The 11,451-nt window shown below is 76.3% G+C and carries 12 protein-coding genes; 7 read left to right on the top strand and 5 right to left on the bottom strand.

Features of this window, described 5'->3' with window-relative positions:
* Positions 1–3: 3 nt before the first annotated feature.
* Together NLX85_RS09305 and NLX85_RS09300 are read left to right on the top strand one after the other, a co-directional pair.
* Positions 4–870, top strand: a complete 867-nt coding sequence (locus tag NLX85_RS09305) for a L,D-transpeptidase family protein (RefSeq protein ID WP_254333371.1) — start codon at positions 4–6, stop codon at positions 868–870.
* A gap of 103 nt (positions 871–973) precedes the next feature.
* Complete coding sequence (locus tag NLX85_RS09300; protein WP_254333732.1) at positions 974–1,210, top strand: hypothetical protein; 237 nt, start codon at positions 974–976, stop codon at positions 1,208–1,210.
* A 35-nt stretch (positions 1,211–1,245) separates the two neighbouring features.
* On the opposite strand, the gene NLX85_RS09295 is transcribed toward NLX85_RS09300, so the two are convergent.
* On the bottom strand, positions 1,246–3,711 hold the full coding sequence (locus NLX85_RS09295) for a helicase-associated domain-containing protein (RefSeq protein WP_254333369.1): 2,466 nt from the start codon (positions 3,709–3,711) through the stop codon (positions 1,246–1,248).
* Between the two features lie 62 nt (positions 3,712–3,773).
* Between NLX85_RS09295 and NLX85_RS09290 the strand changes: the two genes are divergently transcribed.
* Together NLX85_RS09290 and NLX85_RS09285 are read left to right on the top strand one after the other, a co-directional pair.
* Complete coding sequence (locus tag NLX85_RS09290) at positions 3,774–4,397, top strand: HAD family hydrolase (protein ID WP_254333367.1); 624 nt, start codon at positions 3,774–3,776, stop codon at positions 4,395–4,397.
* A 27-nt stretch (positions 4,398–4,424) separates the two neighbouring features.
* On the top strand, positions 4,425–4,811 hold the full coding sequence (locus NLX85_RS09285; protein WP_026267952.1) for a cold-shock protein: 387 nt from the start codon (positions 4,425–4,427) through the stop codon (positions 4,809–4,811).
* Here the strand turns inward: NLX85_RS09285 and NLX85_RS09280 are convergent.
* Positions 4,772–5,602 (bottom strand): 1,4-dihydroxy-6-naphthoate synthase, encoded by an 831-nt coding sequence (locus tag NLX85_RS09280; RefSeq protein WP_254333365.1) that lies wholly within the window; start codon positions 5,600–5,602, stop codon positions 4,772–4,774. The two genes, NLX85_RS09285 and NLX85_RS09280, sit on opposite strands and share 40 nt — an antisense overlap.
* A gap of 70 nt (positions 5,603–5,672) precedes the next feature.
* A complete protein-coding gene (locus NLX85_RS09275) occupies positions 5,673–6,230 on the bottom strand; it encodes a hypothetical protein (protein WP_254333363.1) in 558 nt (185 codons plus the stop codon).
* A gap of 146 nt (positions 6,231–6,376) precedes the next feature.
* Between NLX85_RS09275 and NLX85_RS09270 the strand changes: the two genes are divergently transcribed.
* Positions 6,377–7,603 carry a sensor histidine kinase gene (locus NLX85_RS09270; RefSeq protein WP_254333361.1) on the top strand — a complete coding sequence of 409 codons (1,227 nt, stop codon included), beginning with the start codon at positions 6,377–6,379 and terminating at the stop codon, positions 7,601–7,603.
* Entirely contained in the window at positions 7,600–8,268 is a 669-nt protein-coding gene (locus tag NLX85_RS09265) for a response regulator transcription factor (protein ID WP_308210690.1), read from the top strand. Before NLX85_RS09270 ends, NLX85_RS09265 begins: the two co-directional genes overlap by 4 nt.
* A 2-nt stretch (positions 8,269–8,270) precedes the next feature.
* Here NLX85_RS09265 and NLX85_RS09260 read toward each other — a convergent pair whose 3' ends face one another.
* Both NLX85_RS09260 and NLX85_RS09255 read right to left on the bottom strand, forming a co-directional pair.
* On the bottom strand, positions 8,271–8,921 hold the full coding sequence (locus NLX85_RS09260; protein ID WP_254333353.1) for a futalosine hydrolase: 651 nt from the start codon (positions 8,919–8,921) through the stop codon (positions 8,271–8,273).
* Positions 8,918–10,513, bottom strand: a complete 1,596-nt coding sequence (locus NLX85_RS09255; RefSeq protein WP_254333351.1) for an MFS transporter — start codon at positions 10,511–10,513, stop codon at positions 8,918–8,920. Before NLX85_RS09255 ends, NLX85_RS09260 begins: the two co-directional genes overlap by 4 nt.
* An 87-nt stretch (positions 10,514–10,600) precedes the next feature.
* On the opposite strand from NLX85_RS09255, the gene NLX85_RS09250 reads away from it, so the two are divergent.
* The gene (locus NLX85_RS09250; RefSeq protein ID WP_254333349.1) at positions 10,601–11,440 is read left to right on the top strand and encodes a DUF3027 domain-containing protein; all 840 of its coding nucleotides are present in this window, start codon (positions 10,601–10,603) and stop codon (positions 11,438–11,440) included.
* The last annotated feature ends 11 nt before the right edge of the window (positions 11,441–11,451 follow it).

Here is an 11,451-nt window from a genome sequence, read left to right as displayed (position 1 = left end):
CCCATGAAGCGTGTCCGGTTCGCCGTCCGGGCCGTCAGCCTGGCAGCGGTCGTGCTGGTCGGCGTCGGTGCGTGCGCGCTCGATCCGCAGGGCGACGGATCCGGGGCGGCCGCCCCGGCCCCCGTCGGCGTGACGGAACAGCCATCGGGGGCGAGCGCGTCGCCCACGCCGGAGCAGCCGACCGCGTCCCCGTCGGCGCAGCCGAGCCGGACGGCCACGCCGAAACCCTCCCGAAGCACCACGCCGAAGCCGGCCACGCCGAAGCCGTCGAAGTCCGCCGGGTGCCCGCAGGGGGAGCACCAGAGGGCCGTGGAGACGTACCTGACCCGGCTGGGCGGCTTCGGGACGCTGACCGTGGACGGCAAGCAGTCGGCCGCCGACTGCACGGCCATCAAGAAGTTCCAGAGCCGGTACGGGATCAGCCCGGCCGCCGGTCGCGCCGGCGCCACCACGTACGACGTGGCGAAGCGGCTGGCCGACACCGACACCGGGCGCTGCCACGCCGGCTCGGGCCTCACCTTCTGCGTCGACCTGACCCGGCAGACCGTCTTCGCGATGCGCGGCGGCAAGGTGGTCATGGGCCCGACGGTGACCCGCACCGGCATGGCCGGCTACGCCACCCCGACCGGCACCTACACGGTGGGTGGGAAGAACATGCGGGAGTGGTCCAACCCGTACAAGGTGTGGCTGCCCTACTGGCAGCGGTTCAACGGCGGGATCGGCTTCCACGAGACCACGACCTACCTGCACAACCCCTGGATCGGCTCGCACGGCTGCGTGAACCTGCTGCACCGCGACGCCGTACGCCTCTGGGAGCTGGGCTCGGTCGGCACCCGCGTGGTCGTCTTCGGCCACCGCTCCGGCACCTGAGCGTCACCGTCCCAGCCGGATCAGGGTTTTATCCCCTGTCCGGGTGACCCCCTCCGGTGCCACGCTGGAGGTCGGGTCCACCACGGGGCGGGAGGGACTGGAGATGACCGTCGATCACGACGTGCTTCCCGAGAACGACCGGGCGCGCCAGCAGGAGGTCTCCACCGCGGTCCTGGTCGGCTACGCGGCCGCCGCCACCGGCATCTTCGGCTGGTTCCTCTTCGGGCTGCTGGTGCAGCGGCAGGGCTTCGTCGACTCGGTCGGCGAGTCGGCCGGGGCCGCGTTCGGGCTGCTGCTCGCCGTCTCGGTGATCGGCACCCTGCGCCGCAACGGGGACTGACGACGGCCCCGGCGCGCCGGGCCGGAACCGTCGCCTCAGTCCTCCAGCACCGCCGCGGTGATGCGGTGCAGCGCGAAGGTGTGCAGCATCTCGGTGCGCTCGTCCTCGGCGCGCAGGTAGCCGGCCCCGATCGAGACGGGCCGGACCAGCCGGGACGCGGTCGCCCCGTGCGCGTCGACGTAGCCGACCCAGACCAGCGCCTTGTCGCGTACCGCCTGCTGGAGCACGGCCAGGGCGTCGCTGTGGGTGTGCGCCGGCCCCGGGCCCTTGCGCGCCGACCCGCGGACCACCTCCGGGGCGCGCCGCGCCGCCCGGGCGGCCGCCTCGCCGCGGCGGATCTGCTCGACCACGCCGAGCAGCCGGGGCATCGGCAGCCGCGGCGCCGCGAGCGGGTCGAGGCTGCGGCTGGTCACCGGCACCCGGGCGGGGGCCCGCCGGGTCTTCGGCCGGGCGAGGACCGCCGCGCCGCCGGCGTCCTCGGGCACCGGCGCGTAGCCGGCGTCGCGCAGCGCGATCAGCATGCGGTTCACCTGGTACGGGGTGACCAGCACCGTGGGGGCGAGCCGCCGGAAGGCCAGCGACTCCAGCCGCTTGTCGGCCTGCACCTCGGTGAGCAGCGCCTCGTCGTCGCTGCGCACGTAGCCGCCGGCCGACCCGACGCGCAGCCCGCCGTGCTTGCGCGCCACGTCGTCCACCAGGTAGCTGAGCCCCTGCGGCACCGGGGTACGCGACCGGCGGCGGAACAGCGCGTGCAGGTCGTCGGCGGAGTAGCCGGCGTCCAGGGCCCGCCGGACACTGGCCGTGGTGACCCGGTGCACGCTCGCTCCGCCGGCCGACTCGTGCTCGGCCACCACGTCCAACTCGGCGGCGAGCGCCGGGTCGGGCGGGCCGGGCACCACCACGGTCAGGTCGGCCTGCACGAGGAAGTGGTCGACGGGGGCGGGCAGCAGCGCGTCCAGCGCGCGGACGGCGGTGGACGGCTCGCCCGACTCGGCGTCGGAGTAGAGCCCGAGCGGGTCCTCGCCCCGCTCGTCGTCGGTCAGCTCGGAAAGCAGCAGCCGCCCGTACGAGGTGAGCGCCCCGAGCCCGGTCACCCCGAGCTGGGCGGCCTCGGCCAGCACCTCGCGGTGCGCCGCCTCCCGGCCCCGCGCCCGGCGGGGCGCCCGCCAGTCCAGCAGTTCCAGCACCTCGTCGGGGGTGGGGGCGGTCGCCGGGGCCAGGTCGGCCAGCACGGCCAGCACCGAGCGCCTCGCGGCCGGGGCGCCGGCGCGTTCCGCCTCGGCGGAGAGCACCGAGATGGGCCGGTCCCGGTCGTCGCGCTGGCCGACCAGGCCCACCTGGCGGGTCATGGTCAGCCAGGCCCGGGCCAGTTGCTCCCAGCGCTGGGCCAGCGAGGCGGCCCGCCACACCTCGTACCCGCCGGTGGGCAGGATCTGCTGGTCGCCGCCGTAGCGGGCGGTGACCGTGCCGGTCAGGTCCAGCTCGCCGAGCAGCCCGGCCGCGTACGCCACCTCGAAGATCAGCGCGGTGGTCGGGTCGTCCAGCCCGAGGCCGCGGGCCAGGCGGCGCAGGTCGCGGACGCCCACGCCGCCGGAGCGCAGCACCGGGGCGGGCTCGGCGGCCAGGGCCTCCAGCAGCGCCTCCGTGTGCCGGACCACCTCCATGGTCTGCCCGGCGCCGGCCGAGTCGACGGCCTTGGCCTCGCGCGGCGGGCTCGACACCAGCGGCGGGCTGGTGCGCAGCGGGCCGAGCGGGCCGCTGTCGCGGCGCAGCAGCAGCGCCACCTCGCGGGGCAGCTCGACGGTGCCGCCGCCCTTCACGGCGGACATCCGGACGAGCAGCCGGTGCTCGACCAGCCAGCGGATCGGGGAGCCGGTGGCCGCGCCGCCGTTGACCAGGTCCGGCGGGAGGACGTCCTCCTCGCCGGTGGCGGGGGCGTCCAGGGCGCCCGGGGGCACGGTCCCGACCGGCGGGCCGGCGGCGAGCCGGTCCAGGATCGCCCGGGCCGAAGGCGGGGCGGCCAGCAGCGTCCGGCGCAGCTTCGCCGGGTCCGCGCAGACGGCCGCCGCGCGCGGGTCCAGCTCCGCGGCCGGCCGGCCCAGCCCCGCGGGGTACGTGGACACCTCGTCGACGCCGCCCACCACGTGCAGGTCGTGCTCCGGCCCGTACAGCAGGAAGAGCGCACGGAGTTTGTTCACGGCGCCGCGGACGACGGCCGGGGCGGGCGGGTGCGGGCCGGCGGTGGCCAGGGCCATGATCGCCTCGGTGGTGGTGCCGCCGCCCTCCGGGGCCCGGGTGAGCCGGGCGGCGTCCAGGATCAGGAGGGTGAACTGGTCCAGCCCGTCGAGCGCCCGGGCCACGGAGACCCGCGACTGGGCGCGGATGGCGAGGGCGGAGACGTCTGCCGGCACGGGCACGACGAGGTCCGGCCGCAGCTGGAGGAGCGCGGCCAGGGACTCGTCGGGGAGGGTCCGCAGGTGGTCGGCGAGTGAGGTGGTCATCGTCGTTCCACGCTAGCCCGGCCAGGGGCCGTCCCGCCCGTCGGAACGGGTACGTTCTCGGCATGCCCCCGCTCATGGTCGGATTCGACCTCGACATGACCCTGGTCGACTCGCGCCCCGGCATCGCGGCCGCCTACCGGGCGCTGACCGCGCTGACCGGCGTGCCCGTCGACTCCGAGCTGGCGGTCTCCCGCCTCGGGCCGCCGCTGCGCACCGAGATCGCCCACTGGTTCCCGCCCGAGCAGGTCGACGAGGCGGTGACGACGTACCGGGAGCTGTACCCGGCGTACGCGATCACCCCGTCCCTGCCGACGCCCGGCGCCGAGGCCGCGATCGAGGCGGTGCACGCCCGCGGCGGCCGCGTCATGGTGGTGACCTCGAAGCTGGGCCGGCTGGCGAAGCTGCACCTGGACCACCTCGGGCTGGCCGTCGACGAGCTGGCCGGCGACCTGTTCGCGGAGGAGAAGGCGACCGCGCTGCGGGAGCACGGCGCGACGCTCTACGTGGGCGATCACGTGGCCGACATGGTCGCCGCGCAAGCTGCGGGAATCCCGGGCGTGGGAGTGGCGACCGGCCCCTGCGCGAGGGACGAGCTGAGCGCCGCCGGAGCGCACGTGGTGCTGGATGATCTCACCGGATTCCCGGCGGCGCTGGACCGGATCATCGGGCTAGCCTTGGAGGGGTAGAGGTTCCGAGCGAAGCAGGGGTTTCAGGTGCCGACGGGTCGAGTGAAGTGGTATGACGCGGCCAAGGGATACGGGTTCGTCACCAGTGACGAGGGTGGCGACGTGTTCCTGCCCAAGGGCGCGCTACCGGCGGGTGTCGCCGACCTGAAGGGCGGCCAGCGGGTCGATTTCAGCGTGGTGGACAGCCGGCGGGGCGCCCAGGCCATGGGGGTCAAGCTGCTGGAGGCGCCGCCCTCGGTGGCGGAGCTGCGCCGCCGGCCGGCCGAGGAGCTGCACGGCCTGGTCGAAGACATGATCAAGGTGCTGGAGGCGAAGGTCCAGCCGGACCTGCGCCGCGGCCGCTTCCCGGACCGGAAGACCGCGCAGAAGATCGCTCAGCTGGTCCACGCGGTGGCGCGCGAGCTGGAGGTCTGAGGGACGAGCCCGGCGTCGGCGGCCCGGCCCAGCAGCGCCTCCACGGCGGCGAAGCCGGCCTCTCCCAGGTCGGCGGTGAACTCGTTGACGTAGAGGCCGATGTGCCGGTCCACCACGTCGGGCTCCATCTCCTGCGCGTGCGCGAGCACGTACTCCCGGCTGGCCTCGGGGTCGGCCCACGCCTGCCGGACCGACTCGCGGATCCAGGCGGCCGCCTCGACCGGGTCGACCGCGCCCTTGCGGGCCAGGATCGCGCCGAGCGGGATCGGCAGCCCGGTGTCGCCCTCCCACCACTCGCCCAGGTCGACCAGGGCGGTCAACCCGTGCCGCGGGTAGGTGAAGCGCGCCTCGTGGATCACCAGCCCGGCGTCGTACCGCCCGGCGGCCACCCCCGGCATGATCTCGTGGAACGGCACCACCTCGATCCGGGCCGGCGCCTGGTCGGCCGCCCAGAGCCGGAACAGCAGGTAAGCCGTGGTCCGCTCGCCCGGCACCGCCACCGTCGCGCCGGAGAGGTCGGTCCGGTCGCCCCGGGTGAGCACCAGCGGCCCGCAGCCCCGGCCCAGCGCGCCCCCGCAGGGCAGCAGGTGGTAGTCGTCGAGCAGCCACGGCAGCGCCGCGTAGCTCACCTTCACGAGGTCGAACGCCCCGCGCTCGGCGGCCGTGTTCGTGACGTCCACGTCGGCGTAGGTCACCTCGACCGGCGGCGCGCCGGGCACCCGGCCGTGCACCAGGGCGTCGAAGACGAACGTGTCGTTGGGGCAGGGCGAGATCGCCAGGGAGAGCGCCACGCCCCCACCGTAACCCCGCCCCGTCCGGCGCCCGCCACCCCGGCCCGCCGGGTGTGACGGGCAACCGCCCTCAGATCTGGTGCAGCCAGGCGACGAAGAGCACCGCCGCGGCCCCGCACGCCAGCAGCGCCACCGGCACCACCCACGCCCCACCCCGCTCGCCGGCCAGGTAGGCCGTCCAGCGCCGGTGCAACAGGGCGAGGCCGGACATCGCCGCCAGCCCGGCAAGCGCGAACGGCACCCCCACGAGGAAGTGCGCCAGCCAGGCGCCGCCCCGGGTGGGGCCGCCCCAGGAGGTGTCGTACGGGCCGCCGTCCACCACGCCGTACAGCACGCCCCGGGCCACGAACAGCGCCTCGATCCCGAGCGGGATGACCGCCAGCACCCCCAGCACCAGCCCCATGAGCGCGTTGCCGGCCACCGGCAGACCCCGGACCGGCTGGGTGGCCGGTTCCCCGCGCAACCGCTGCCAGCGGCCGGACAGCCGGGCCGCCGCCGCGGGCCGGCCGGCCAGGACCAGGCCCAGCCCGGCCGCGCTCACCACCGCCAGCCCGCCGCAGTACACGGCGTCGAGGAGCACGCCACGGGCGTGGCCGGACCAGTCTCTGCGTACCTGGATGATCGTCATGGGGGCGACGCTACGGAGCGCAGTGGTCCCGGCACATCGCCGTGCGGAGCCAACCTCGGGTGGCTCCCGGGTATGACGCCGGCGGGTGCGAGATCCCCCGCCAGCGCCACGCGCCGGCCGGCTCGCCGTCGATAGGCTCGCCGGTGATGCGGACCAGTCGGATCGTCGAGCACGGGTGGCGCGGGTTACGGACCGTCGTGACGGCGACCGACCCGGCGCCGTCCTGGCTGGCGGGCCGGCCCGCTCCGGTGCGCCGGGCGGTGGTCGTGCTGCTCGCCATCGCCACCGTCGTGGGGTTCCCGCTGTGCGCGGCGCTCGCCGCCCGGGCGCATCCCGGCGCGGACGGCTGGGCCACCCTCGTCGGCCTGGCCGAGGTGGCGCCGCTCGCGCTGCTGGTCCGGTACCCGCTGCTGGCCTGGCGGGTCGGCTGGCTGGCCGCCCTGCTCACCCCGCTCGCCCCCGGTGACCCCTGGGGCAGCTGGGCCTGGGACCCGCCGCAGATCCCGGTGTTCGTGCTGGCGTTCACCGTGGCCGCGCTGCGCTACGGCCGGCCGGCACTGTGGACGATGTTCGCGCTGATGGTGGCCCTGCTGTGGCTGTGGATCCCCGGCCCGGACAGCGTCGGCGGCAGCCTGGCGCTGGCCGCGTACGCGGTTCTGCTCGACGCGCTCGCCGGCCGCGCCGGGGCCCGCCGCGCCCTGCACGAGCAGGCCGAACTGACCCGCGCCGAGTACGCCCGCCGCGCCGCCCTGGAGGAACGCGCCCGCATCGCCCGGGAGTTGCACGACGTGGTCGCCCATCACATGTCGCTCATCGCCGTGCAGGCCGAGACCGCGCCGTACCGGCACCCGGGGGTGCCCGAGCCGGTGCGCGCCGAGTTCGCCTCGATCAGCGCCGGCGCCCGGGACGCGCTGGCCGACATGCGCCGCCTGCTGGGCACGCTGCGTGGCGCCGACCCGCCGGAGCGCGCGCCGCAGCCCACCCTGGACGACCTGCCCGCCCTGGTCGAGGGCGCGCGCCGGGCCGGCGTGCCGGTCACCCTCGACACCACGGGCACCGCCGGGGTGCCGGCCACCGTCGGCCTGTGCGCGTACCGCGTCGTGCAGGAGTCGCTGTCCAACGCCGCCCGGCACGCCGGCCGCGCCCCGGTGGCCGTCGCCGTGCGCCGCGACGCCGACCTGCTGCGGGTCAGCGTCGTCAACGCCGCGCCGGACGCACCGCCGCAGCCCCGGGCCGGCGGGCACGGCCTGGCCGGTATGCGTGAGCGGGTCACCCTGCTGGGTGGCACGCTGTCGGCCGGCCCCGACGGCGCGGGCGGCTTCGCCGTCGAGGCCACCTTCCCGTGCGCCGGCGACCCGGAGGACGTGCCGTGACGACAACCGTGCTGGTCGTCGACGACCAGGCGATGGTGCGCGAGGGCTTCGGCGCGCTGCTGGCCGCCCAGCCCGACATCACCGTGCTCGGCGGCGCCGCCGACGGGCTGGAGGCCGTCACGCTGGCCCGCCGGCTCCGGCCCGACGTCGTCCTCATGGACGTGCGGATGCCCCGGCTGGACGGGCTCGCCGCCACCCGGCTGCTGCTCGACGCCCCGCCGCCGGCGCACCGGCCCCGGGTGCTCATGCTCACCACGTTCGACCTCGACGACTACGTCTACGAGGCGCTGCGGGCCGGCGCCGCCGGCTTCCTGCTCAAGGACGCCCCGGCCAGCGAACTGGTGCAGGCGGTACGGGTGGTGGCGGCCGGCGACGCGTTGCTCGCGCCCTCGGTCACCCGCCGGCTCATCGAGCGGTTCGCCCGGCAGTCGCCCGGCCCCCGTCAGCGGCCGGCCGCCCTCGACACGCTGACCCCGCGCGAGGTGGAGGTGCTCGTCCGCATGGCGCGCGGCCTGTCCAACCAGGAGATCGCGGCCGACCTCGTCATCGCCGAACAGACCGTGAAGACCCACGTGAGCCGGATCCTCACCAAGCTCGACCGGCGCGACCGGGTCCAGGCCGTCGTCTACGCGTACGAGTCCGGGCTCGTCGTCCCCGGCGAATGACCTCAGCGCAGGGCGGCGGCCGCCGCCGTGAGCGCCGCGAACGCCTCGCGCATCCGCCACGACCCGCGGTCGCGGGGGCCGATCGGGTTGGACACCGTCCGCAGCTCGGCGAAGGGCAGGCCGGCCTGGGTGGCGGCGACGGCGACGCCGTACCCCTCCATGGCCTCGGCCACCGCGTCGGGGTGCCGGTCGGCAAGCGCCGCGGTGCTCGCGGCGGTGCCGGTCACCGTGCTGATCGTGAGCACCGCGCCGACGGTGGCCGCCGGTAGGGCGGTCCGCAGGGCGCCCAGCAGGCCGGGGTCGGCGGGCACGACGCTGCCGCCGCCCAGCAGCTCGGCCGGCATGCCCAGGTCCTCCACGGGGATGAAGCCGGTGGGCGACTCGGCGCCCAGGTCGGCGGCGATGCTGCGGTTCGCCAGCACGGTGCCGCCGACCGGCGCCCGGCCCACGAAGCCGCCCGCGATGCCCGCGCTGACCACTGCCCGGTACGGCCGTCCGGCCGCCTCGGCGAGCGCCAGCAGCCGCGCGGTGGCCGCGCCCGCGACGGCGGGGCCGACCCCGACCGGCACGACGGTGACCGTGGGATCGGTGAGGCCCGCCCGGACCGCGTCCGCCTCGGCGGGTACCGCGGTCACCACCAGCAACCCGGTCACACCACCGGTCCCCGGGGCTCCCGGCGGTTCTCGTCCTCGGTGCCGCCCGGCCCGCCGACGGAGGAGGACGGGCGGTAGATGTGGAACCCCGGCGGCGCCAGTTCGTCGTCGTCGACCGGCGGCGGCGGGTCGGCCCGGGGCGGGGCCGGCGAGGTGGGCGCCGGGTCGTCGAACTCGACACCCTCGTTGGCCAGTTCGTCGTCGCCGAGCGGGCGGCCGACCAGGTGCTCGCCGCGCAGCCGGGTGGCCACCAGCACCCCGCGGGCGGCCACCAGCGCGGCCACGCAGGCGGCCACCGCCACGCCGATCCGGCCGGTGAACGGGACCAGCCCGAGGCCGCCGCCGGCCACGAAGGCGAGCATCAGCACGGTCTCCGAGTGGGCGAAGGAACTGGCCCGCAGCCGCTCCGGGATGCGTTCCTGGATCGAGGCGTCGACCGCGAGCTTGGCGATCCCGCTGAACAGCGCGGCGACCAGGCAGAGCAGTGCCACCAGGGGCAGCGAGAACTTCAGCGCGGCGAGCACCGCCACCCCGGCCACGATGATCGTGCCGCTGGACTGGATCGCCGTCGGGCGGTGGATGTGCAGCCGGGTGCCGATCGCGGTGGCCAGGAAGCTGCCCACCGCCAGCGCGCCGCCGACCAGGCCCAGCGCGCCCTGGGCGCCCAGGTTCCGGCCGAAGAAGTCGGTGGTCAGGTCGCCGGCCTTGATCGCGAAGGCCAGGAAGAGCAGCAGGAAGCCGTAGAGCCCGCGCAGCGCCGCCGAGCCGATCAGCGTGGCGATCACCAGCCGGCCGGCCGGCCGCCCCCGGCCCAGCGGGCGTTCCCCGTCGCGGCGGCGCAGCGCCCGCAGCGGACGCGGCACCCGCTCCGGCGGCTCCGAGTCCGCCCGCGGCGGCAGCCGGAGCGAGATCACCATGCCGATCAGGAAGATCAGCGAGGCGACCCGGAGCGGCCACTGCGGCCCGAACCAGAACGCGGCCAGCCCGATCGGGGCGACCAGCGCGCCGGCCACCGTGCCGTAGACGCTCGCCCGGGCGCCCGCCTGGGACAGCCCGAGCCCCTCCGGCAGCAGCCGCGGCACCGCCGCCGAGCGGGCCACCCCGTACGCCCGGGAGAGGGCGAGCACCCCGAACGCGGCCGGGTAGAGCCCGAAGCCGCCGATGTAGTCGGAGATCAACCAGGCCAGGAAGGCGCGGCCGAGCATGGTGGCGGCCAGCGCGTACCGGCGGCCGTGCCGGAAGTGGTCCAGCAGCGGGCCGACCACGGGGGCGAGCATGGCGAACGGGACCATGGTCACCAGCAGGTAGAGCGCGACCTTGTTGCGGGCCTCACCCAGCGGCACGTCGAAGAAGATCGTCCCGGCCAGGCCGATGGCGATCAGGGTGTCCCCGGCGCAGGAGAGGGCGTGCAGGTCGAAGAGGCGGACCATGCCGACCTCGTTGCCGGCGCTGCGCGCGCGGGCCGTCCCGGCCCGCCGGGTCATCCACCGCCCGCCGTGCAGCGAGCCCCGGAGCAGCAGGCGGGTGGCGCGGATGCCGGTGCCGACGGTCCGCCCGAGGACGGACCGGCCGGAGCGGGAGGACAGCGGCATGCGTCCCATCCTCGCCCATCTGATCCACCCGTGCCGCACCACCCGGGGAGAACGACACCGGGGAGTGCCTGTGACTCCACGGCCGGCATGGGGAACAATGGTCCGGTGACCAGGCCCGCCTCCGCCCGCGCTCCCCGGCTCGACCAGGTGTGCGCCGCCGCCGTCGAGGTGGCCCGCTCCGCCATCACCGAGGTGGACCCCGCCGACGTCGGCGACCACCTCCAGGCCGTCGCCGAGGGCGACCGGCTCGTCACGCACTACTTCGAGTGCCGCCTCGCCGGCTACCGGGGCTGGCGCTGGGCCGTCACGGTGACCCGGGTGCCGCGCAGCCGCACGGTCACCATCTGCGAGACGGTGCTGCTGCCGGGCGGCGACGCGCTGCTCGCCCCGGGCTGGCTGCCCTGGCAGGAGCGGCTCAAGCCGGGCGACCTGGGCCCCGGTGACCTCCTGCCCACCCCGGCGGACGACGAGCGGCTCGCCCCCGGCTACCTGCTCTCCGACGACCCGGCCGTGGAGGAGACCGCCTGGGAGCTGGGCCTCGGCCGGTCCCGCGTGCTGTCCCGGGAGGGCCGCACCGAGGCCGCCCAGCGCTGGTACGACGGCGACCACGGGCCCGACGCCGCGATCTCGGTGGCCGCGCCCGCCGCCGCCCGCTGCGGCACCTGCGGCTTCTACCTGCCGCTCGCCGGCGCGCTGCGGCAGTCCTTCGGCGCCTGCGGCAACTTCTACGCCCCCGACGACGGCCGGGTCGTCAGCGCCGACCACGGCTGCGGCGCCCACTCGGAGACGCTGATCGAGGCGGCCGAGAGCCCGGTGGACGAGCTGCCCACGGTCTACGACGACAGCGCGGTGGAAGCGGTGTCGGTGAGCCGGGCCCCGGGCTCGGTGGAGGCGGCCGAGCCGGCGGAGCCGTACGGCCACCCCTGACCGGTCAGCCC

Origin of the sequence: Micromonospora sp. A3M-1-15 (genome assembly GCF_024213425.1) — a bacterium.
GTDB lineage: Bacteria > Actinomycetota > Actinomycetes > Mycobacteriales > Micromonosporaceae > Micromonospora > Micromonospora chersina.
The sequence above is the reverse complement of the archived record's forward strand: the minus strand, read 5'-3'. Positions and strand labels throughout refer to the sequence as shown.